The 22056-nt window shown below is 68.3% G+C and carries 19 protein-coding genes and 1 pseudogene; 12 read left to right on the top strand and 8 right to left on the bottom strand.

The features are described from left to right. Window positions 1-56: 56 nt before the first annotated feature. The 6 genes and pseudogenes from ACFOWB_RS22270 to ACFOWB_RS22245 form a co-directional block, all read right to left on the bottom strand. The gene (locus tag ACFOWB_RS22270) at window positions 57-815 is read right to left on the bottom strand and encodes an iron ABC transporter ATP-binding protein (RefSeq protein ID WP_378149448.1); all 759 of its coding nucleotides are present in this window, start codon (window positions 813-815) and stop codon (window positions 57-59) included. After that, window positions 812-1762, bottom strand: a complete 951-nt coding sequence (locus tag ACFOWB_RS22265; RefSeq protein WP_378149446.1) for an iron chelate uptake ABC transporter family permease subunit — start codon at window positions 1760-1762, stop codon at window positions 812-814. The genes ACFOWB_RS22270 and ACFOWB_RS22265 overlap by 4 nt, the downstream gene beginning before the upstream one ends. Continuing rightward, window positions 1755-2675 (bottom strand): iron chelate uptake ABC transporter family permease subunit, encoded by a 921-nt coding sequence (locus ACFOWB_RS22260; protein WP_378149444.1) that lies wholly within the window; start codon window positions 2673-2675, stop codon window positions 1755-1757. Before ACFOWB_RS22260 ends, ACFOWB_RS22265 begins: the two co-directional genes overlap by 8 nt. Continuing rightward, entirely contained in the window at window positions 2672-3574 is a 903-nt protein-coding gene (locus tag ACFOWB_RS22255; RefSeq protein ID WP_378149442.1) for a siderophore ABC transporter substrate-binding protein, read from the bottom strand. The genes ACFOWB_RS22260 and ACFOWB_RS22255 overlap by 4 nt, the downstream gene beginning before the upstream one ends. A 102-nt stretch (window positions 3575-3676) precedes the next feature. Continuing rightward, on the bottom strand, window positions 3677-5101 hold the full coding sequence (locus tag ACFOWB_RS22250) for an NAD-dependent succinate-semialdehyde dehydrogenase (protein WP_378149440.1): 1425 nt from the start codon (window positions 5099-5101) through the stop codon (window positions 3677-3679). 78 nt (window positions 5102-5179) lie between these two features. After that, window positions 5180-5341, bottom strand: a pseudogene (locus ACFOWB_RS22245) (carboxymuconolactone decarboxylase family protein); the annotation flags it as partial. Between the two features lie 86 nt (window positions 5342-5427). On the opposite strand from ACFOWB_RS22245, the gene ACFOWB_RS22240 reads away from it, so the two are divergent. Beyond that, window positions 5428-5703 carry a metal-sensitive transcriptional regulator gene (locus tag ACFOWB_RS22240; RefSeq protein WP_261404538.1) on the top strand — a complete coding sequence of 92 codons (276 nt, stop codon included), beginning with the start codon at window positions 5428-5430 and terminating at the stop codon, window positions 5701-5703. 86 nt (window positions 5704-5789) lie between these two features. On the opposite strand, the gene ACFOWB_RS22235 is transcribed toward ACFOWB_RS22240, so the two are convergent. After that, window positions 5790-6530, bottom strand: coding sequence for a TrmB family transcriptional regulator (locus ACFOWB_RS22235; RefSeq protein WP_261404537.1), 741 nt, complete (start codon window positions 6528-6530; stop codon window positions 5790-5792). 274 nt (window positions 6531-6804) lie between these two features. Here ACFOWB_RS22235 and ACFOWB_RS22230 point away from each other — a divergent pair, with 274 nt between their 5' ends. The 6 genes from ACFOWB_RS22230 (at window position 6805) to ACFOWB_RS22205 (ending at window position 12695) form a co-directional block, all read left to right on the top strand. Further along, window positions 6805-7644 (top strand): ABC transporter permease, encoded by an 840-nt coding sequence (locus tag ACFOWB_RS22230; protein ID WP_378149437.1) that lies wholly within the window; start codon window positions 6805-6807, stop codon window positions 7642-7644. 18 nt (window positions 7645-7662) lie between these two features. Continuing rightward, on the top strand, window positions 7663-8493 hold the full coding sequence (locus ACFOWB_RS22225) for an ABC transporter ATP-binding protein (RefSeq protein ID WP_378149435.1): 831 nt from the start codon (window positions 7663-7665) through the stop codon (window positions 8491-8493). Window positions 8494-8504: 11 nt separating this feature from the next. Beyond that, complete coding sequence (locus tag ACFOWB_RS22220; protein ID WP_378149831.1) at window positions 8505-9551, top strand: ABC transporter substrate-binding protein; 1047 nt, start codon at window positions 8505-8507, stop codon at window positions 9549-9551. A gap of 290 nt (window positions 9552-9841) precedes the next feature. Then, window positions 9842-10552, top strand: a complete 711-nt coding sequence (locus ACFOWB_RS22215; RefSeq protein WP_378149433.1) for a flavin reductase family protein — start codon at window positions 9842-9844, stop codon at window positions 10550-10552. Continuing rightward, window positions 10549-11523, top strand: a complete 975-nt coding sequence (locus ACFOWB_RS22210) for a carbon-nitrogen hydrolase family protein (RefSeq protein WP_378149431.1) — start codon at window positions 10549-10551, stop codon at window positions 11521-11523. The genes ACFOWB_RS22215 and ACFOWB_RS22210 overlap by 4 nt, the downstream gene beginning before the upstream one ends. Window positions 11524-12002: 479 nt before the next feature. Then, entirely contained in the window at window positions 12003-12695 is a 693-nt protein-coding gene (locus ACFOWB_RS22205; protein WP_378149429.1) for a M10 family metallopeptidase C-terminal domain-containing protein, read from the top strand. Window positions 12696-12993: 298 nt separating this feature from the next. Here ACFOWB_RS22205 and ACFOWB_RS22200 read toward each other — a convergent pair whose 3' ends face one another. Then, window positions 12994-14367 carry an efflux transporter outer membrane subunit gene (locus ACFOWB_RS22200; protein ID WP_378149427.1) on the bottom strand — a complete coding sequence of 458 codons (1374 nt, stop codon included), beginning with the start codon at window positions 14365-14367 and terminating at the stop codon, window positions 12994-12996. A gap of 326 nt (window positions 14368-14693) precedes the next feature. Between ACFOWB_RS22200 and ACFOWB_RS22195 the strand changes: the two genes are divergently transcribed. The 5 genes from ACFOWB_RS22195 (at window position 14694) to ACFOWB_RS22175 (ending at window position 22015) form a co-directional block, all read left to right on the top strand. Then, on the top strand, window positions 14694-17087 hold the full coding sequence (locus ACFOWB_RS22195) for a glycosyl hydrolase family 28-related protein (protein ID WP_261404531.1): 2394 nt from the start codon (window positions 14694-14696) through the stop codon (window positions 17085-17087). Between the two features lie 160 nt (window positions 17088-17247). Next, window positions 17248-18531 carry a glycosyltransferase family 4 protein gene (locus ACFOWB_RS22190; protein ID WP_261404530.1) on the top strand — a complete coding sequence of 428 codons (1284 nt, stop codon included), beginning with the start codon at window positions 17248-17250 and terminating at the stop codon, window positions 18529-18531. Further along, window positions 18528-19793, top strand: coding sequence for a glycosyltransferase family 4 protein (locus ACFOWB_RS22185; protein WP_261404529.1), 1266 nt, complete (start codon window positions 18528-18530; stop codon window positions 19791-19793). The genes ACFOWB_RS22190 and ACFOWB_RS22185 overlap by 4 nt, the downstream gene beginning before the upstream one ends. After that, window positions 19790-21001, top strand: a complete 1212-nt coding sequence (locus tag ACFOWB_RS22180) for a glycosyltransferase (RefSeq protein ID WP_261404528.1) — start codon at window positions 19790-19792, stop codon at window positions 20999-21001. The genes ACFOWB_RS22185 and ACFOWB_RS22180 overlap by 4 nt, the downstream gene beginning before the upstream one ends. Before the next feature lie 300 nt (window positions 21002-21301). Further along, window positions 21302-22015 carry a LuxR C-terminal-related transcriptional regulator gene (locus ACFOWB_RS22175; protein ID WP_378149423.1) on the top strand — a complete coding sequence of 238 codons (714 nt, stop codon included), beginning with the start codon at window positions 21302-21304 and terminating at the stop codon, window positions 22013-22015. Window positions 22016-22056 lie beyond the last annotated feature (41 nt).

Raw genomic sequence — 22056 nt, 5'->3', positions numbered from 1 at the left:
ACATCAGTTTATTATAATTCTAAAATGTGGTCGTCCAGCAACTCAAAGCATCGTCTTCAAAGATGATGTAGAACGAAGGGGCGGCCGTCGATGGTCTCGACGCGCATCGAGAAGCCGAAGACGTCGCTCAACGTGTCCGCCGTCAGGATCTCGGCCGGAGGCCCGTCGGCGACGACCCGGCCCGCGCGCATGCACACGATCCGGTCGGCCCAGGCGGCGGCGTGGTTGAGGTCGTGCAGCACGACCACGATCGTGCGGCCGCGCTCGTCGGCGAGCGTGCGGAGGCGCCGCATCAGGTCGCGGGCGTAGGCCATGTCGAGATTGTTGAGCGGCTCGTCGAGCAGCAGGCACGGGGTGTCCTGCGCATAGGCCATCGCCACGAGCGCGCGCTGGCGCTGGCCGCCGGACAACGTCTCGACGAAACGCTCGGCCAGCGGCTCGAGATCGAAAGCGGCGAGCGCCTGCGCCACCATTTCGCGGTCCTGCGCCGTCATGCGCCCGCGCGAATGCGGAAACCGGCCGAAGCCGACGAGCTCGCGCACGCGCAGCCGGCTCGCGACGCCCGGATCCTGCCGCAGGATCGCGAGGCGCCGCGCAAGCTCGCGCGAGGGCGCGGTCGCGACCGAGAGGCCGTCGACCGTGACGGCGCCGGTTTCGAGCGGCCGCAGCCGCGCGACGAGCGACAGCAGCGTCGATTTTCCCGCGCCGTTCGGGCCGACGAGCGCGGTGACGCCGTCCTTGGCGATGTCGAGCGAGACCTCGGTCAGGATCGCGGCGCCGCGGATGGCGAGCGATACCCCCTCGATGCGGATCATCGCCGGACCTCCATGAACAGCAGCGCCAGGAACATGATGCCCCCGACGAACTCGATCACGATCCCGAGCGACGTCGCGCCGCCGAGCCCGTGCTGCAGCAGCGCCTGCCCGCCAACGAGCGCGATCGTCCCGACGAGCGCGGCGGCCGGGAGGAGAGCGGCGTGGCGGCGGGTGCCGACCGCGCGTTCGGCGAGCGCCACCACCACGAGGCCGAGGAAGACCACCGGTCCGACGAGCGCGGTGGAGGCGGCGACGAGGCCTGCGGTGACCGCCATGAGGCCGGCGGTCGCCCGCCGCCAGTCGACGCCCAGTCCGGTCGCGGCGTCGCGGCCGAGCGCGAGCACGTCGAGCTCATGGCGGGCCCGCCAGGCGAGGCCCGAGCCGATCGCGGTCACGATCGCGGCGATCGCCAGGAGGTCCGGGCGGATCGCGGTGAAGCTCGCAAAGCTCGAGACCTGCGCGATGGAAAAGTCGTTGGGGTCGATCAGCCGCGAGAGCAGGCCCGCGAGGCTGCGGAACAGCACGCCCGCGACGACGCCCGCGAGCAGCAGCAGCGTCATGTCGAGCCGGGCCTTCAGCATCGGCAGCACGAGCGCGAGCGACAGCGCCATCAGCAGCCCGACGTCGGCCAGGAATTTCAGCCGCGGGTCGAGGCTCGCGAAGCCGAGGCCGCCGAGCGTGAAGATCAGCGCGGTCTGGCCGAACATGTAGAGCGCGTCGATCCCCATGATCGAGGGCGTCAGGATGCGGTTGCCCGTGATGGTCTGGAACAGCACGGTCGAGACGCCGATCGCCGTCGCGACCGTGACGAGCCCGGCGAGCCGCACGCCTCGGAGCTCCAGCGCGAAGGCGACGTCGCCGCGGATGTTGAGCGCGAGATAGGCGCCCGCGACGGCGAGCGCGGCGAGCGCGAGCGCGCCCAGTCGCCAGGCGGCCCCCTCAGGCATCGGCGGGCCGCTTGAGCAACAGCGCCAGGAACAGCCCCGCGCCGACGACGCCGAGCACCACGCCGACCGGGATTTCGTAGGGATAGCGCAGCAGGCGGCCGGCGAGGTCGCAGGCGAGCGTCAGCCCGGCGCCCGACAGCGCGACGAGGGGGAGGGCGCCGCGCACGTCGTCGCCGCGCAGCCGCGTCACGAGGTTCGGCGCGACGAGCCCGACGAAGGGCACGACGCCGACGGTCACCACGGTGACGGCCGCCGTCACCGAAACGATCAGCAGCCCGACCTGCATCATCCGGGCGTAGTCGAGGCCGAGCCCCACGGCCGTCTCCTGCCCGAGCGACAGCACGGTGAGGCGGTCGGCCGTCCACCAGGCGAGCGCGATCATCAGGGCGGCGGCCCAGAGGATCTCGTAGCGGCCGCGCAGCACGCCGGAGAACTCGCCGACGGTCCAGACCTCGAGATACTGGATCATGTCGAAGCGCCAGGCCGCGAAGGTGAGACCTGCGCCGAGCGTCGCGCCATAGACGAGGCCGACGAGCGGGGTGAGGTAGGGCTGGTCGGGCGGCAGCCGCCGCGCGACGGCCAGAAACAGCGCCGTGCCGGCGAGCGCCGCAAGCGTCGCGATCGCGGTCTTGACCGGCAGGGAGGCGGCGGGAAACAGCAGCGTGGCGGCCAGCAGGCCGAGCCCCGCGCTCTGCGCGCTTCCGGCGGTCGCGGGCTCGACGAAGCGGTTGCGCGCCAGCGTCTGCATCACGAGGCCCGCGATCGCGAGCGCGGCCCCGGCGAGGATCGCCGCGAGGGTGCGGGGCGCGCGGCTTTCGAACAGGATCTGCGCGTCGAAGTCGCCGGCTCCGACGGCGAGGCTCGTGGCGACGAGCGCGGCTCCCGCCAGCAGTCCGCAGGCGAGACGCCTCACTTGGCCGCCGAGAACGCGCGCGTCACCGTGTCGAGCACCCGCATGGTGGCCTGAACGCCGCCGGCCGCGATGTAGACGTCGGCGGCCGGCAGGAAGATCACCTGATGCTTGCGCCAGGCCGTGGTCCCGGCCACGAGCTCGTTGTCGAGCGTCGCGCGGGCGTTCTGCTCGCCCGCGCCGAGCGCGGCCGCGCGGTCGACCACGATCAGCCAGTCGGGATCGGCCTTGGCGATGAACTCGAACGACGCCGCCTCGCCATGCACCGCCGCGCCGATGCGCTCGACCGCGGGGCTAATCCCAAGTCCCGCATGCAGCCAGCCGAAGCGCGAGCCCGCGCCGTAGACGGTGATCTTGGGCCCGTTGGTCATCAGGATCAGGGCTTTGCCCTTGCCCGCGACCGCCGCGCGCGCGGCCGAAACCGCGGCGTCGAGCTTTTCCTCTATGGCCCTGGCCTGCGCCTGCCGGCCGAACAGCGCCCCATAGGCGTCGAGCCGCTCGCGGGATTCGGCCAGAAGGTCGGCTCCCGCCATGGTCATGTCGATCGTCGGGGCGACGCGCGACGTCGAGGCGGAGCGGGGCGAGGAGCGGCCGCCGACGATGATAAGGTCGGGTCGGAGCGCGTTGAGCGCCTCTAGGTCGGGCTCGAACAGCGTGCCGACCGGCTCGGCCTTCTTCGCGACGGTCTCGAGCTGGGGCACGAAAATGGTCGCCGGAGCGCCCGCGGGCGCGACGCCGAGCGCGTCGAGCGTGTCGATCGCGGCCACGTCGAACACCGCGACGCGCTTCGGCGTCTCGGCGATCGCGGCGAGCCCCGTCGCGGTGCGGATCTCGACGGCCTCGGCCGCGCCGCTGACGCAGGTCAGGAACGCGAGGCTGGCGAGGAGGCGGATCAAGGTCATGGCGGGCTCGGCGACGGCTACGGAGTGAACGGGCGAGCCCGCCTTGCGTAAACGATCGAACCCGCCGCGTCCCTCATCGCGAGCGCGCCGTCGCCCGCCGCCTCACCTGCGGCGCGTGACGAACTTCGTCCGCAGATACGCTTCGAGGCCTTCCGTGCCGCCCTCGGAGCCGTGGCCGCTGTCCTTGAAGCCGCCGAACGGCGTCTCGGGCACGCCGAGGCCGAAATGGTTGATGGTGACCATGCCGGCCTCCATCTCGTCGGCGATGCGGTCGGCCGCGTTCAGCGAGTTGGTGAAGGCGTAGGACGCGAGCGCGAAGGGCAGGCGCCGCGCCTCGTCGAGCGCCTCGTCGAGCGAGGAGACCCGGTTGACGATGGCGACCGGGCCGAACGGCTCCTCGTTCATGATGCGCGCCGACAGCGGAACGTTCGCCAGGATGGTGGGGGCGTAGAAGAAGCCCTGATTGCCGATGCGGCGCCCGCCCGTGCGGATCTCGGCGCCGTTCGCGGCGGCGTCCTGGATCAGCGCGTCGACGCCCTCGACCCGGCGGGCCTGCGCGAGCGGGCCCATCTTGACGCCGTCCTCCATGCCGTCGCCGACCTTGATGGCTTCCGCCTTCTCCGTGAAGGCGTCGACGAAGCGGTCGAACACCTTGTCGTGGACGAGGAAGCGGGTCGGCGAGATGCAGACCTGGCCGGCGTTGCGGAATTTCGACGCCGCGGCCGCGCCCGCGACCGCCTCCGGGTCGACGTCCTCGGTCACGATGAAGGGCGCGTGGCCGCCGAGCTCGAGCGTCGTGGGCTTCAGGTGCTGGGCGGCGAGCGCGCCGAGATGGCGGCCGACCGGCACGGAGCCCGTGAACGACACCTTCTGGATGATCGGCGAGGCGATCAGCTTCTCGGAGATTTCGGCCGGGACGCCGAATACGAGGTTCACCACGCCTTCCGGAACGCCGGCTTCCTCAAAGCACTTCACCAGCTCGACCGCGCAACTCGGGGTCTCCTCGGGCGCCTTGACGATGATCGAGCAGCCGGCCGCGAGCGCCGAGACGATCTTGCGCACCACCTGGTTGACCGGGAAGTTCCACGGGCTGAAAGCCGCGACCGGCCCGATCGGCTCCCGAAGCGAGATCTGGGTGACGTCGCTCGCGCGCGCCGGGATCAGCCGGCCGTAGGCGCGGCGGCCTTCCTCGGCGTTCCATTCGGTGTGCTCGGGCGCGAGCGCGGCCTCGATCCGGGCTTCGGCGATCGGCTTGCCCTGCTCGGCGGTGATGGCCCGCGCCATCGCCTCGTGGCGCTCGCGCATGTGGCCGGCGGCCTTGCGCATGATCTTCGAACGCTCGACCGGGCTCATGGCCTTCCAGACCAGAAAGCCCTTTTGGGCGGCGGCGAGCGCGCGGTCGAGATCGGCCTCCTCCACGAAAGGAACCTCGCCGGTCTGCTGGCCGGTCGCGGGGTTCAGGATCTTGCCGCGGCGCTTGCCCGAACCTTCGGTCCACACGCCGTCGATGAAGAGGGATGCTGACATGAGAAATAAGCCTTGGCCTGAAAATGAAGAACGGCGGCGCATCCGGCAGGACGCGCCGCCGTTTCGGTCGTGCGGGAATTAAGTCGCGGAGGCCGGCGCGTCCATTGCGCGGGCGGAATAGACCAGCGCCGCGCCTGCATTGAGCGCCACCGCGACGGTGAGCGCCTCCATGATCTCCTCCTTGCCGGCGCCGGCGTCCTTGGCGGCCTGCGTGTGGACGGCGATGCAGCCGTCGCAGCGCGCCCGGTCCCCCGGGGAGCGGACGGTTCGACCTGTTCGTCGAGGAGCCTCTTGCCCGCGATACCCCCGCGGGGTAAATTCAGGTCATGCAGTGCAGCACCAAGGCGTCTTGCGGGAAGCGTTTGAGCCGGATCGAAGGTCAGGTCCGCGGCATCGCGCGCATGCTGGAGGAAGGCCGCTACTGCATCGACGTGGTGACCCAGATCTCCGCCGTTCGGGCCGCGCTGAAGCGGGTCGAGGAGGAGATCCTCAAGGACCATGTCGGCCACTGCGTCGAGGCCGCCATCCAGTCGGGCGACAAGGACGAGCAGCGCCAGAAGGTCGCCGAGCTCGTCAGCGTTCTCGGCAGAGTCCGCGGCTGACGCTGCGCCCGTTCCCGCATTCGGTCGCCCCGCCGGCGCGGGCGCGGTTCCGCTGAGGGACGAACTGCCGAGCGCTCGCGGCGCGCTCAGGTCGTCGGCGTGCTCATGCTCCACATCACGTCGAACATGGCGGCCTGGAAGGCGGCGTATTCCGCGCTGTCCAGGATGAGGCCGTAGCTCTCCCGCGCGGACGAGATCACGCAGACCTTCGTTCCGTAGATGAAGCAGGTCATCGCCAGATTGTGGGCGGCGGGCGCATAGCGCAATTCGCGCTTCTCGCCGGCGCTCGACGGCCAGATCGGCGCGATGTCGCGCTCCTCGGAACGGATCACGCGCAGCCAGATGCCGCGCCGCGCGCGCTCTTTCAGATAGCGCTCCATCTCCTCGAGCCCGGGCTCGGCCATCAGCTCGCGCATCGAAAGCGTTGCGCGGAGCTCCTTCTGCTCGCCCGTCAGCGTGTCCCAGAGGGCCTCGCGGATGCCCTCGGGGCCGGGGTGGAAGCGGACGTTCGGCTGGCCGTTCTCGTGGTGATACATCGAGCGCAGCGTCGGCATGACGTCCTCGAGCATCTGCCGGCGCGCTTCCGCCCGCTCGAGCAGGATGCCCGGATCCTGCGCCACCACGAAGCGGCGCTTGCCGTGGTCGACGAAGCGCACCAGCCCCTCGTCCTCGAGCTTGGCCAGCCCGTCATGGGCCGTGGTGCGCGCCATGCCGGCGCGCGAGGCGACCTCGGTCACCGAGCCGCCGCCGAGGCCGATCGCCGTCACATAGAGCCGGTAGAGCGTCCCCGTAATCCCGATCCGGGCGAGCTTTTCCTCAAGATCCACGCGGCGTTCCTGTTGTTATTCCGCGGCGCAGCATGTCCGATATCGCCCTGCGCGTCCATGTGTCGGTTTAAGCCGACAATTGGTGAGTGTCAGGATCAAATTTCAGGCGCCGTTGCGTCAGTTATCTGCTGATTTATGAAGGCAATGCATTCGCATTGGTCAGGTATGGCGCGTTTTTGGCGTTGACGGTTATGGCCGACACTTTCATGGATTGATCGTCAACCACAGGCGACGGGGTCCGACCGACCGCCTCAGCCGGGTCGTGGGATCGAACATGCTCATGGAAATGAAGGCCGAAGCCGCCCCCGCTTCCGTCTCCGCCGGCCGAGCCAAGCGCGGCGGCCTCGCCGTCCTGTTCGCCGATCGATCGGTGCGCGCCGCGCTCGGCCTTGCGGCCTTCTTCGCGGTCTGGCAGGCGCTGACGAGCCTCGGGATCATCGACGGCTTTCTGCTGCCGTCCCCCGTGGCGGTCGCCGGCGCGCTGTGGGAGATGGCGCTCGACGGCTCGCTCTGGGTGCATCTCGGGGCCAGCCTGCAGCGCGTCGCGATCGGCTTCGCGATCGCCTGCGTGGTCGGGATCAGCCTCGGCCTCGTCTGCGGATGGTGGCGCGCGGTCGCGGATTTCGTGCGCCCCGTGGTCGAGGCGCTCCGGCCGATCCCGCCGCTCGCCTGGATCCCGATCACCATCCTCTGGTTCGGGCTCGGCGACTCGGCCTCCTACTTCCTGGTCTTCCTCGGCGCCGTGTTTCCGGCCTTCGTCGCAACCTACACCGCGGTCCGCGGCCTCGACCGCAACCAGATGAACGCCGCGCTCTGCCTCGGCGCAAAGCCCTGGCAGCTCTTTACCGACGTGCTGATCCCGGCCTCGCTGCCGATCATCCTGCCGGGCCTCAGGATCGCGCTCGGCGTCGGCTGGATGTGCGTGGTGACCGCCGAGCTGATCGCGGCCCAGACCGGCCTCGGCTACCTGATCCAGCAGTCCCGTATGCTGTTCCAGATCAACAACGTCGTGGCCGGCATGGTGGCGATCGGGCTCGTGGGCTTCGCGATGTCCGCGGTCCTTGAAAGCATCGAGCGCCGGGTGAACGCCTGGGCTCCTTCCGAGCGCAACTGAGCCGAGGAGCCGAACATCATGTCAGCCGCCGTCGCCCTCATGACGCCCCCGCCGCTCGCCGACGAGGCCCTGCCCGAGACCCAGATCGATATCCGCAACGTCGGCAAGGTCTATGGCGGCGGCGCGGACGCCGCCGTGATCGCCCTCGACGGGGTCAGCCTGAGCATCCGCCGCGGCGAGTTCGTCTCGCTGCTCGGGCCCTCGGGCTGCGGGAAGTCGACCCTGCTCAACATCATCGCGGGCTTCCAGTCGGCCTCGAGCGGCCAGCTGATGCAGAACGGCCGGGCGATCACGAAGCCCGACCCGTCCCGCACGGTCGTGTTCCAGGACTACGCGCTGTTCGGCTGGATGACGGTGCAGCAGAACGTCGAGTTCGGCCTGAAGGCCAAGGGCTTGGCCAGGCGCGAGCGGGCCGAGATCGCGCGCTCGCTGATCGACACGGTCCGGCTCACGGGCTTCGAGGACAAGTTCCCGCACCAGATCTCGGGCGGCATGAAGCAGCGCGCGGCCATCGCCCGCGCGCTCGCGCCCGATCCCGACATCCTGCTGATGGACGAGCCCTTCGGCGCGCTCGACGCGCAGACCCGCGTGCTGCTGCAGGAAGAAATCGCCCGCATTTCATCGGAGGCGAAGAAGACCGTCGTGTTCGTCACCCACGGCATCGACGAGGCGGTGTTCCTCGCCGACCGCGTGGTGGTGATGAGCCCGCGGCCGGGCCGCGTCCGAGAGGAGGTTCTCGTGCCGCTGCCGCGTCCGCGCACCGCCGAGATGCGCTCCGATCCTTGGTTCGTCTCCACCGTCAACGCGCTGTGGGAGACGCTGAAGCCCGAATGGCAAAAAGGGGAATAGACGTGACCGTGATGCTTTCTCGCCGTCGCTTCGGCCAGCTGTCGGCCGGTCTCGTCGGCTCCGCCGCGCTCGCCATGCCCGCGATCGTGCGTGCTCAAGGCTCGACCGACACGGTCAAGATGGGCTGGTTCAACACCACCACCGTCTCGGCCCAGATCGCCCATGTGCTGAAGCGCACCGACATCGCGGCCCGCAACGGGCTGAAGATGGAGATGATCCAGCTCAACGCCTCGCCGGCGGTGAACGAAGCGATCGTCTCGAACGCCGCCGACGTCGGCACGCTGTCAGACTTCGCCGCGGTCACCACCATGGCGGTCGGAGCGCCCGTCACCACCATCGCGTCTCAGGCGCGGTTCCGCTCGGCTGTGCTCGCCACCAAGAAGTCCGGCATCACCGATCTCGCCGGGCTGAAGGGCAAGCAGGTGTTCGGCACCTTCGGCATCACGGCGTTCCAGAACGCGCAGGAGGCGGTGATCGGCGCGGGGCTGAAGCCCGGCTCCGACATGACCTTCGTGAACGTCGGCCCGGCCGAGCTCGCCGACGCCGTCGGCGCGCAGCGCATCGACGCCTTCTTCACCTACGACCCGTTCGTGTCGTTCTTCGAGAATTCCGGCCACGCCCAGGTCGTGTCGCAGAACCTCACGCCCGTCATCGTGCTCACAGCCAACAACCGCTTCGTGAAGGACCGTCCGGAGGTCGTCGAGCGCTATCTTCGCGCAAGCTCCGAGGCGCTGTTCTTCGCGAGCCAGAACCACGACCTCGTCAACGGCTGGTTCCGTTCGCTCGAGCCGGCCAAGAACATCCCCGAGCCCGTGCTGCAGAAGGCCTCGAGCTACGACCCGGCCTGGAACGCGAAGGCCGTCACCGACATCAAGGCGGCGCTCTCCGACGAGCAGATCGCCAAGATGGGAACGCTCGCCAAATGGGGCGTCGAGGCCAAGCTCCTGCCGCGCATGCCCGACGTCTCGAAGTTCATCAACACCGAGATCGCGGGCAAGGTCGACACGGCGCTCGCGGCCGCGAACTTCGATCCGAAGTCGGTGAAGGTCATCGGCTGATTTCAGCGCCGCCCCTTGCCGACCATGTCTCCGCGGTTGGCGGCGCCCTTCGGCCGGCTTGGCGAAGGGCTCCACGCCGACCATCCCTCCCCCTTGCGGGGAGGGTGAGGGTGGGGGTGGTTCAGGAGAGGGCGTTGACGTTTTGCGTAGAGCGGCGTCGGCCGCGGCGCTCCCTTCTGAACCACCCCCACCCCCGACCCCTCCCCGCAAGGGGGAGGGGAGAGGCGCGCGCTTCTCGGCGCGGCCTTCAGGCGAGAGTCCGCGCCAATCCCGAATTTGTGGCGACGATGATGACGATCTTGGAAACCCGATCCGCGCCGCCATCCGCCCCTGCCTCCCGCCATTTCGACTTCGGCGCGATGGCGGCGGAGGATCGTTATCGCCTTCTGACCGCAGCCGTCCTGCCGCGGCCGATCGCCTGGGTGACGTCCGCTTCGCCCGCCGGCGAGATCAACGCGGCGCCCTATTCCTTCTTCAACGTCTTCGGCTCCGACCGTCCTGTCGTCGCGCTCGGCGTGCTGGCGCGGCCCGAGCGGCCGAAGGACACCGCCGCCAACATCCGCGCGACGGCCGAGTTCGTGGTCAACCTCGTGCCCTACGAACTCGCCGAGGCCATGAACGTCACCTGCGTGGACGCGCCCGCCGGCGTCGACGAGCTCGATCTCGCGGGCCTCGAGACCGCGGCGAGCGTCGCGGTCGCGCCTCCGCGCATCGCAGCCTCCCCGGTCGCGTTCGAGTGCCGGCTGATCCATGACTACGAGACCGGCCCCGGCCAGTGGCTGCTGGTCGGCGAGGTGCTGCACGCCCATTTCGCGACCCGCGTCCTGACCGGGGACCCGGCGCGCCCGCGCGTCGACCACGCGGCGCTCGACCTCATCGCCCGCATGCACGGGCCGACCGCCTACGCGCGCACCCGCGACGTCTTCGACATGTCCCGGCCGGTCTGGTCCGGGGCGGCTTCCGACCTGTCACCTCCCATCCGCGAGATCCAAGAAACATGACCAAGATCAAGGTCGCGGCCGTCCAGGCGTCCACCGTTCCGTTCGACGCCGCGGCCGCGACGGCCCGCACGATCGAGCTGCTGGCCGAGGCCGCCGCCAAGGGCGTCTCGCTCGCGGTGTTTCCGGAAGCCTTCATCGGCGGCTATCCGAAGGGGCTCGACTTCGGCTGCGCGATCGGCCGCCGCACGCCCGAGGGCCGCGCCGACTTCGCCCGCTACTTCAAGGGCGCGATCACTGTTCCGGGCCCGGAGGTCCACGCGCTGTCGCTCGCCTGCGCGCGGCTGAAGATCTACGCCGTGGTGGGCGTCATCGAGCGCGACGGCGGCACGCTCTACTGCACCGTGCTCTACATCTCGCCGACCGGCGAGGTCGGAAAGCACCGCAAGGTCATGCCGACCGGCTCGGAGCGTCTCGTCTGGGGCTTTGGCGACGGCTCGACGCTCACCACCATGGACACCCCCTTCGGGCGCGTCGGCGGCGCGGTGTGCTGGGAGCACTACATGCCGCTGATGCGCGCGGCCTATTACGCCAAGGGCGTCCAGCTCTGGGCGGCGCCGACGGCGGACGACCGCGAGAGCTGGATCTCGACCATGCGCCATGTCGCGATGGAGGGGCGCTGCTTCGTGATCGGCGCCTGCCAGGTGATGAAGCGCTCCGACTTCCCGGAGGACTACGCCAGCCGCATCGAGGCAGGTCCCGACGAGTGGATGATGCATGGCCGCTCGGTCATCGTCGGCCCGCTCGGCGACGTGCTGGCGGGCCCGCTGGTCGACGAGGAGGGCACGCTGACGGCCGACGTCGACGTCGACGACATCATCGGCGCCAAGCTCGACTTCGATCCGGTCGGCCACTATTCGCGGCCCGACATCTTCAGCCTTCGCGTCGACGAGGCCGAGAAGGCGCCTGTCGTCGCCGGCTCCAAGCCGACGAAGCCGGCGGGCGGCGAGATCTCCGTCGAGGAGGCCGCCTGACGGCGGCCGACCGGCGCGACGCGCCATAAAGGTCGATCTTTCGTCGCCCCGGCTCACGGGCGTCGCGCATCCGCCGCGGGACCGATCGGGCGGGCGCGCGCCGACCTGAAAACCCAGAACGACCGGCGCGCTTCAGATGCCGTCCACGAAGCTCGCCATGGAATCGGCCCGCGCGTCGCGCAGTTCGGCGAGCGTCCGGTGGCCGAAAACGCCCGCGTTCGCCGGTTTGGCTCGTTCACCTGACTCCAAAGAAACATCCAGTACGCCACAGAGTCGCCAAACAGGTAAAAAGGTATTGTAAAAAATAACCTAGATTAGCGTAGAGGTGGAGAAAATAAATCTCCCCGAACTTTTGGGGGTGGACGATTGGAGATTCGTTCGACTACGCAGAAATACGTAGGTTCGAGGCGATTCGGACGCAAAGTTTTGCATGTGCATCCACAGAGGGGCGCATACATTACAAGGCGGGGATGTGATTTATGTCGGAATATACCAGCGCTGATGACATGATGTTCTTTTTCGCTGCGGAGGAGAACGAAGGCGCTAAAGATCTGTCGACAGAACGACTGGGGTGGCTTCATGACGATGCTGCGCCCGCCTCGGGATGGACATACGACCACCTTTACGTCGGCGACTCCGGGTCGAGCGGCACGATGGGCACGGAAGGCCGCGACCTGATGTATGGGAAGGGCGGCGAAGACCATCTGGCTTCGATTAGCGGCGCTGACAAGCTTTATGGCGGGGGAGGTGGCGACGTCCTGTCCGGCGGCGACGGCGCCGATACGCTCGTCGGCGGCTCTGGCGGCGATTACCTGTTGGGCGAACTTGGAGTCGACAAGTTGACAGGCGGTCCCGGGCGCGACCAGTTCGCATTTCAGGCGCAGATCTGGGCGCACGAGAGCGGGCCAGGCGGAGGCGGTCGCGACACGATCACGGACTTTCATCGCGGCCAAGACCGGCTGACCTTCGCGGAACTTCCGCTGAACGGGTCGAAAGGCGGATATGACTTCATCGGGGAGCAAGAGTTCGATCACGCCGGACAGATCCGTTACGAAACGACCAAAAACGGCGATCTCAATGTCTTCGTCAACATGGACAATGATCGTGCGCCAGAGCTGGCAATTCATCTCAACGATATTTCGAAGCTGGGGGCGGACGACTTCTTTTTGTGAGCGGGAGATTTTGCGAGTGACAGGAAAATCTGCTGCGGCGAAGCTCGAACTCCCGGCGCCTCGGTACAGTCCGTCGCGTCCGCAAGGGTCGGGACCGGTTGGCGGCTAAGGGCTCGCCTGTCGCCGCCCTAAGCTTCTGCGCCGCCCTGAAACGAGACGAGAAGCTGAAAGCGCCGTCCGGCCCCTGTCGTGAAAGCTGACGCGAGCGCGCAGGGGCGGCTGGCGAGCGACGGGATCAGGTCCGCCATCGGCGACATAAGCCGGTCAACTTGCCAGCGGCTGAGCCGGCTTTGGCGGATCAGCCGGCCTTGGAGACCAGAGGCGACCCATACGGCGCCCAGCCGCCGCCGAGCGCCTCGAACAGCGACACGATCGCCTGGAAACGCGCGAGCCGAACCTCCACCAGGATGTCCTGCGCCGAGAACAGCGACTGCTGCGCCGTGAGGACCGTGGTGATGTCGATCGCCCCGCCCTTGAGCTGCTCGCGCGCGATGTCATAGGCCTCGCGCGCGCTGTCGACCGCAGATCGCTGGAGCCTTTCCTGCTCGGTCGTCTTGCGCACGGAGACGAGGGCGTTCTCGACGTCGACGAAGGACTGGACGGCGGCCCGGCGGTAGGCGAACAGGTTTTCGCGATAGCGCCCCTTGGCGAGATCGAGCTCTCCCGGAAGCGTCGGGTCGAGCAAGGGCTGGGTGACGCCCGCGGCGAGCGCATAGACGAGCGATTGCGAGGCGAACAGCGATCTCAGCGCCGTGCTTGCGACGCCGCCTGCGGCGGTCAGGTCGAACGACGGCAGGAACGCCGCGCGCGCGGCCGTGACGTCGCTGTCGGTCGCGGCGAGCTCCGCCTCGACCTGGCGCATGTCGGGCCGGCGCAGCAAGACCTCCGACGGGATGCCCGGCGAGACCTTCGGAACCGCAAGGCCGGTCATGCGGCCGCCCTTGACCGAGAGCCGCACCGGCGGGCGTCCGAGAAGGAGAGCGAGCGCCGTCTCGTTGAGCCGGATGTTCTGCTCGATCTCCGGGATCCGCGCCTTCTCCTGGTCGAGCACGCTGCGCTGCTGGGCCCGGTCGAGCGCAGTGGCCGTCCCGGCGTCGACGCGCCCCTGGATGGCGTCGAGAATCGTCTTGGCGCTCGCGACGTTGTTCCGCGCGATCAAGAGCTGCTCCTGGGAGGCCATCAGCGCGAAATAGGTGTTGGCGACGCTCGTGACGACGCCGAGCGCGACGACCTCCTTGGCGAATCTCGCCGCCGCCGCCGAAGCCTCGGCGGAGCGGAGGTTCGCGCGGTTCTTGCCCCAGAAGTCGAGCTCGTAGCTGGCGTTGAGCTGCGCCTGGAGCAGGCCGACGGTGCGCCTCGACCCGGACACGCGCTCGGCCTGGGCGTCGGCCGAAGCCGACACCAGCGGGATCAACGGAGCGCCGGCGATGCGCGACTGGGCGTCGGCCTGCTCGATCCGCGCCAGAGCCGCTCCGATGTCCTGGTTCTCCCGCTCCGCAGTCTCGATCAGCAGGCTGAGTTCCGCGGATTTAAACCCTCGCCACCAATCCGGCGAGGGCCACGCCGCCTTCGCGCCGCTCTCGTCGCGCCACCGGTCCGGCGCGTCGACGCCAAGCGCTGGACGATCCCACTTGTCGGCGCAGCCAGCGAGCGCCAGCGCGCCGGCGGCCATCGCCAGTCCAAGAAAAGTTTTTACAGCGCGCAAAAGTTCGACGCCCGCAGATCCGCGAATGGATACGTGTTGTGCCACGCCGAGACTAGCGCGTCAGTTGCATTTGAGAGACAATCTTCGATGAAAGAAAGCTTCGGCAAGAGCAGTCGAGGAACGTAAAACCAATCTAAGTTAGTTTCGGGGCGTCGCACCGGTAGTTCCTTCAGAACACTGAAGACGTTTCTTCAAGAGCCGTCGTGATCGGCGCCCGTCCCGGGCTGGAAGCGCTGCTCGCCTCGAAAGACGCATCGCCGCCACGCGCCGGCGTGAAACCTGTCAGAGGCGACATGTCCGAGAACCGTCGGTCCAAGGGGATTTGCGTCACGGTCGTCTCGGTTCTCGCCGTTCTTGCGAGCTTCGCGTCGCCCGCCGGCCCCGGCTTTGCGGCCGAGGCTGCGCCCGCGTCCGACGACGTCGACGTCTTCCAACCGCCCTCCATCACGCCGGCGCGGGGCGCGGGCGTGATCGTCGACGGCCTTCGAAGCGCGCAGCCCGGAGAGATCGTGACGCTTGCGGGAGACTTCGGCGAAAAGGTCTCGGGTTTCGAGACGTTCGGGCAGACCGCCGCCGGAAACGCCGTGCGCCGCACGGTGAAGCCGATCCGCATCGACGCCGGCTCCGCGGTGATCAAGCTGCCCGAGGGCCTGCCGCCGCATTCGACCTATCTGATCTGGCCGAAAAGCCGCGCCGGCTATGGCGCGCCCTTCGCGGTCAACCAGACGGAAGTCTGGTGGATCGGTCCGAAGGCGGCGCGAGGCGGCGAGCCGGTCTCGGTCTTCGGCCGCAACTTGACCGGCCCGGGGCGATCGCCGCGCGTGGTCATCCGTCCGGCGGACCGCGACGGCGCCTGGCGGCCGGCGTCGATCGTTCGCGCCAACCCTTTCAGGCTCGAGCTGATCATGCCCGATCTTGCGCCCGGCGAATACGAGTTGAAGGCGCACAACGGCAGGGGCGGCGATCTCGGATGGAGCCAGCGCCTGCGCTTCGTGATCGAATCCGGCGCGGCTCCCGCATCCCCGCAAACCTTCGACGTCAAAACCTTCGGCGCGACGGGCGACGGAGTCCAGAACGACGGGCCCGCCATCGCGGCGGCGCTGGCGGCGGCCGCCGCGGCGGCGCCGTCGACGCTGTACTTTCCGCCGGGCCGCTACCTCTGCGACAGGGCGCTGATCGCGCCGTCCGGCGTCGAATGGCGCGGCGCGGGCCGCCAGGCCAGCACGCTCGCGTTCTCGGTCGAGCTCCGGACGCTCGACGCTCCGGCTTTCATCCATTCGCGCGGCGAAGCCTCCCACGTGACGTTCGACGGTCTCACGATCGAGGCGGACGGAAAGGTCGGCGGACCTGACGGGGGCCTCGTCAGCCTCAGCGGGTCTCGTCTTCGGTTCACGAAAGTGAAGCTGTCGTCCTGGGGCGGCCTCACGCTTCGGCTGGCCGCCGACGACGTGACGATCGAGGATTCCGACATCGTCGGTCCGGGCAGCTTCCTGAAGTCGAGCTCCCAGGCGTTCATTTCCGGAACCACCTTCCAGATGACGAACGACGGCGAGTCCGCGATCGCGAGCTGGGGCGGGCGCGACATCGCGATGACGGGCAATCGCCTCGTCAACGCCGATGAAAGCCGGGCGGACGGACATGGCGTCGGGCGGCTCTTCGTGGCGCAGCCCCACCTCGGCAGGACCCGGAACCTATATTTCTCCGGCAACGAGACGGTGAACGCCGCGCCGCGCGATTGCGCCGAGGTCGACTGCAACAAGGGCGAGCAGATCATACTGGAGTTCGGCGGGGTCCTGTTGAGGCCGCGGCCGGTCTCGATCGGTCCGTCGAGCGTCACCTTTCGCGCGCAGGACGGCTTGGAGATCGAGCCGGGTTTTGACGTCGTCGTGTCGGGCGGCCGGGGCTTTGGTCAGCGCCGGCGGATCGTGTCGGCAGAGAAAGGGAAACTGACGCTCGACCGGCCATGGGACGTCACGCCCGACGCGAAGGCCAGCCGCTTCTTCGTGACGCCGGTCGCCGAAAGGGCGGTGGTCTATCGAAACCGCTTCGAGGGCCGGCGGACCCATTCGCAGCACGACTCCAACTCGACCGCGACGCTGGTCTGGGGCCTGTGCTTCGACGTCGTGGTCGCGGACAACGACATTTCGAGGATGCGCCACGGAGTGATGGTGGCGGCCACCTCGGGCACGAAGCGCGACAGCGTCTCGGCCCCCTTCTTCGCGCTCGTCGAGGACAATCGCATCAGCGACGGCTGGAACGGGCTCTATACCGGCCTGACGTTCGGCTTCGACACGGACCCCGTCGTCGCCGGCGGCGTCGGAACCGTGTTCCGTCGCAACGACATTCGCCGAATGAGCAACATCGGCGTTGCGTTCGACACCTGGGACACGCGCGGAGGCGATTTCAGCGCCACCGTGTTCGAGAGAAACCAGATCGAGCAGGTGCGCTACGGCGTCGTGTCGGGCCTCAAGCTCATCTGGTCGAACGGCGCCTTCGCGCCGACGCCGGCCGACGGAACGCGGCTGCGCCAGACGGTGCTTCACGCCAACCGGATCGACGGCCTCGGTTCAGGCGCGCGCGGCGCGGCCTTTCGCTCGGACCGCTTTCAGGACTGGATCGACATCGGCGGAACCTGGAGCGGCTTTCCGCCCGGTGATCGTCCGCCACGGGGAAAAGATCGGGACTAGGGAGAGCCCGTCCGCGATCCAAAGCGGTATGTGAGCTGGCTCATGAGGGAGCTCTCTACCTCCAAAGGCGCTTCCGGCAGCCGGCCTTATCACTTCTGCAAACTTGTCCGCCCGGCCTCGGCTTGATGCCATCGCGTCAACGCAACGACGGATCGGGCGGATGAAGATCGTCATCGTCAACCGCTTCTTCGCGCCCGACCAGTCGGCCACCAGCCGCATGGCGACGAGCCTCGCGACCGGCCTCGCCGCGAGCGGCTTCGAGGTCGAGGCGATCGCGAGCGCGTCGTTTCACGACGACCCGTCGCGGAAGCTGCCGCCGTCCGAGACGATCGACGGCGTCGGGGTGACGCGCATCGACGCCGCCCGTTTCGGCCGCGGCCGGACGTTCGGGCGGGCTCTCGACTATCTGTCTTTCCACGCTGGCGCGGCCTGGGGCCTGCTCCGCCGCGTGTCGCCGGGCGACGTCTGCGTCGTGTGCACCGATCCGCCCCTGATGTCGATCAGCGCGCTGCCGGCGCTTGTGATCCGGCGGGCGGCGCTGGTGAACTGGCTGAACGACCTGTTTCCGGAAGCGGCCTTCGGGGCCGGGATGATGCGCGGAGACGGCTTGATCGGCCGTATCCTGCTTGCGCTTCGGGACTTCTCGGTGCGGCGGGCGGCGGCGAACGTCGCGCCGATCGAGCGCATGGCGGCGGCGCTCCGGTCCCGAAACGCCGAACGCGCGAAAATATCCGTGGTGCATCACTGGTCCGAGGGCGAAGCGCTGAAGCCGATGCCGCGCGGCCTGAGCCCGTTCCGGCGAGACTGGGGGCTCGAGGGCAAGTTCGTGCTCGGCTATTCGGGCAATCTCGGCCGCGCGCACGACTTCACGACGCTGATCGAGGCGGCCGACCGTCTTCGCGCACGCAAGGACATCGCGTTCCTGATCGTCGGCGGCGGCCACCGATTGGGCTGGGTCATCTCGGAAGCGGCCCGTCGAAAGCTTCCGAACCTGCTCATCAGGCCGCTCCAGCCCGAAGCCCGGCTTCGGGAGTGCCTCGCGGCGGCCGACGCGCATTTCGTGTCGCTGCTGCCAGCCTTCGAGTCCTCGGTCGTGCCGAGCAAGTTCTACGGCGTGGCCGCCGCCGGACGCGCGACGCTTTTCGTGGGCGACCGCCGGGGCGAGATCGCGCGGTTGCTCGAGGACGGCGACTGCGGCGCGTCGTTCGAGATCGGCGAGTCCCTGTTTCTGGCGCGGGCGATCGAGCGCTACGCCGACGATCCCGTTCTGGTCGACCGCCTCGGAGGAAACGCGCGGCGGCTGTTCGAAGCCCGCTTCAGCCGCGACCGCGGCCTGGCCGCCTGGCGGGACGTCGTCATGTCCTGCGCGACCCGCCCGGCCTCCGGCCGACTGCGCGGCCCGGCGCGCCCGCGCGACCCCGCCCGGCCCGGACGCATGTCATGACCGGCGGCCGCGTCATCGTCGCCCAACTCGGCGCGCGCATGCATTACGCGGTTCCCCGCATCCTGCACGCAGAGGGCCGGCTCGCGCATTTCTACACCGACATCTGCGCGACGAGCGGCTGGCCGCGCATGCTTGCAGGCCTTCCGTCGTCGATGTTGCCGAGAGGGGTGCGCCGGCTCGTCGGACGCGTCCTGCGACTGCCGGCGAGCCGGATCACGAGCTTTTCCTGGCTCGGCCTGTCCTTCGCGATCCGGCGCGCGCGCGCCGACACGCCGACCGCCGCCACTGAGGCTCACCTCTGGGCCGGGCGCCGGCTGTCGCAGTGCGTGCGGCGCGACTTCGGCCGACATGGACACCCCGAGGCGACGCATCTCTACGCCTTCAGCGGCGAATGCCTCGAACTGCTGCGCGAGGCCCGGTCGCGCGGATTGAAAACGATCGTCGAACAGATCAACGCCCCGAGGGGAATCCTCGACAAACTTGTCGAGGAGGAGCGGCGGTCCTTCCCCGATTGGGTCGGCGTCCCTGAACCCGACGCCCGCTCCGAAAGCTACGCCTTGCGCGAGACCATGGAGTGGGCGGCGGCGGACCTTGTGGTCTGCGGCTCCGATTTCGTCCGCGCCGGCGTCATCGCGAGCGGCGGAGATCCCAACAGGACGGTGGTCGTGCCCTACGGCGTCGACCTGCGGGCGGGACGGCGCGAGCCCAGGAGACGCGGCGACGGCCCGCTGCGGGTTCTGACCGTCGGCGGCGTCGGCCTGCGGAAGGGCAGCCCCTATGTGCTGGAGGCCGCGCGGCGGCTGCGCGGCGTCGCGGAGTTTCGCCTCGTCGGCGGGCTCGATGTCTCGCATGCGGCGCGGAGCCGCCTGGCGGAGGCCGCGACGCTGACGGGCGCCGTTCCCCGATCGGAGATCGCCGCCCATTACGACTGGGCGGACGTCTTCCTTCTTCCCTCGATCTGCGAGGGCTCGGCCACGGTGATCTACGAAGCGCTCGCCTGCGGGCTTCCGGTGGTCACGACGCCCAATTCCGGCAGCGTGGTGCGGCAAGGCGTCGACGGCTTCGTCACGCCGATCCGCGACCCTGACGCGATCGAGGCGGCGCTTCGTCAGCTCGCCGGAGACGGCGGCCTCTACCTGAAGATGGCGGAGAACGCTTTTCAGCGAGGGCGCGAATTCGGGCTGCGCGATTATGGACGCAGGCTGATCGAGGCGCTCGACCACCCCTGCGCCGCGACCCCCAGCGCGACGAAGGCCGCATGAGCGACCCTGCGACGAGCGATCTGTCTGCGGCCGGAAACGATCGTCCGGTCCGGATCGGCATGCTTGTCGGGTCCGTCGGGGAGCAGGGCGGCGGCGTGCCGGCGAGCGTGCGCGACATGGCGAGCGCGCTCAGCCGCCTGCCGAACGTCGAGGTGGTCGCATTCGCGTCCGCCGGCTCCGTCGAAGCCCTCGAAATCGCGTCCTGGAGGCCGGTAGGGCTGAGAGTCTTTCCGATCTTCGGTCCCACCACGTTCGGCTACGCGCGCGGCCTCGACCGCGCGCTCTCGCAATCAGGGATCGACGTCCTGCATGTCCACGGACTGTGGATGTACATATCGATCGCGGCGCGGAGCTGGTCGCGCCGCACCGGGCGCCGCTATCTCGTGAGCCCGCATGGCATGCTGGACAGCTGGGCGCTGGCCAACAGCGGCTGGAAGAAAGAGCTCGCGCTGCGCGCCTATGAGCGCCGGCATCTCGACGGCGCCGCCTGCATCCACGCCCTGTGCGAAAGCGAGCGGCAGGCCGTCCGCTCTTTCGGGCTTTGCAACCCCATCTGCGTCATTCCGAACGGTGTCGCGCTGCCCCCAGACGACTTCGTCGCGCATCGTCGTTCGGGCGAGCGGCGCACCTTGCTGTTCCTCGGGCGCGTCACCCCGAAAAAAGGCCTCGTCGCGCTGATCGAGGGCTGGTCGCAGTCACGACGCCATCCGGGCGCAGGGGCGTGGGATCTCGAGATCGCAGGGTCGGGCGAACCGGCCTTCGTCGCCGAACTCGAGGCGCTCATCGACCGGCTCGGCGTGAGGTCGTCCGCGCGCCTTGTGGGCCACAGGTCGGGCGAGGCGAAGACCCGCGCCTTCACGAACGCCGACGCCTTCGTGCTGCCGTCGGTGAGCGAAGGACAGCCGCTCGCCGTGCTCGAGGCCTGGGCGCACGGCCTGCCCGCGCTCATCACGCCGCGCTGCAACCTGCCGGAAGGCTTCGCGGCCCGCGCCGCCCTTCCGATCGGGTGGTCGGCGGACGAGATTTCGAGCGGTCTCGCGACGCTCTTCGCCATGCCCGATCGAGAGCGCGCCGAAATGGGGCGACGCGGCCGCGCCCTCGCCGAGCAGAGCTTCTCATGGCGGTCGGCGGCCGAGCGGTGGGCGAGGGTCTATCGCTGGGCGGCCGGGCCCTCGACGACGCCCTCGACTCCCTTGGTCACGCGGTGAAGCCTCGACGGTCGACGCAGCAGGATCGCGTGACGGAGTCTAGTTTGCGTAACGGCTCAACCCATACGTAGTAATACGGACGTACGCCTTACGATTATTGCAAAACGACAATCTATGTCCCGATTTGGCGCAAAAAATCTGATTATTCATTTTTGTCAATGACTCCTAATCTAGGTTAAAGAAGATTTCCACAACCACGGGTTACCTTTTTGGTAAGCTGAACGCGAGCGCTTCCTTAAGGCGACAGGGCAGGCATAACAAGACGAAGTGACGTCACAGTGAGAGCGAAACAGGTGGAATATGAGCGTTCTTGCAGGCTTGGAGATAAGCAAGTCCGAGCTTAATCTCGGATTTCCGAGCGTCGGAACAATAGCTATCATTGATGAACGAAATATTGTGTCTGAATGCTTGGCGCTTTGCGTTCAGATGAAAAGACCGCAGGAAAATATCGTCAACTTTACGAGCATCATTGACTGTGTGGCCGCGCTGGACGTCGACAGTCACGTCAAGTTGATCCTGTACAGTCTCGGCCGCGCGACGATATCCGGAGAGGCGTTCGTCACCCATCTCGAAAACCTGATCCAGCATTTTCCGGACGCGCCGATCGTCCTCATCACAGATTGCGAGGATGCGGCTGAAATTCTGAAGTCTCTGGATTGGGGCGTGCGTGGATACATCCCCACAAGTTCAAGTCTCAAGGTCGCCCTGGAGGCGCTGAGCCTTGTCGAGGTCGGAGGGACCTTCATCCCGGCCAGCAGCCTGGTGTCTTCCCGAAAGTCAATCATGGGGACGGCTGAGAACAAGTCTTGCCAGGTGGACGGCATGTTCACCGCGCGGCAGGCGGCGGTCGTGGATGCGCTCCGGCAAGGCAAGGCGAACAAGATCATCGCCTACGAGCTCGACATGCGCGAGAGCACCGTCAAGGTCCATGTCCGGACGATCATGAAGAAGCTAAAGGCGAGAAACAGGACCGAAGTCGCGTACATAACCAACAATTACGCGAACCTGTCCTGATCCGTCGTCTCTGACAGGGGACGATCCTGATGATCATATCG

This window comes from Chenggangzhangella methanolivorans, from assembly GCF_042648545.1.
Classification (GTDB): Bacteria; Pseudomonadota; Alphaproteobacteria; order Rhizobiales; family Methylopilaceae; genus Methylopila; species Methylopila methanolivorans.
Note: the sequence above shows the minus strand (reverse complement) of the source record. Positions and strands in the feature narration are given on the sequence as shown.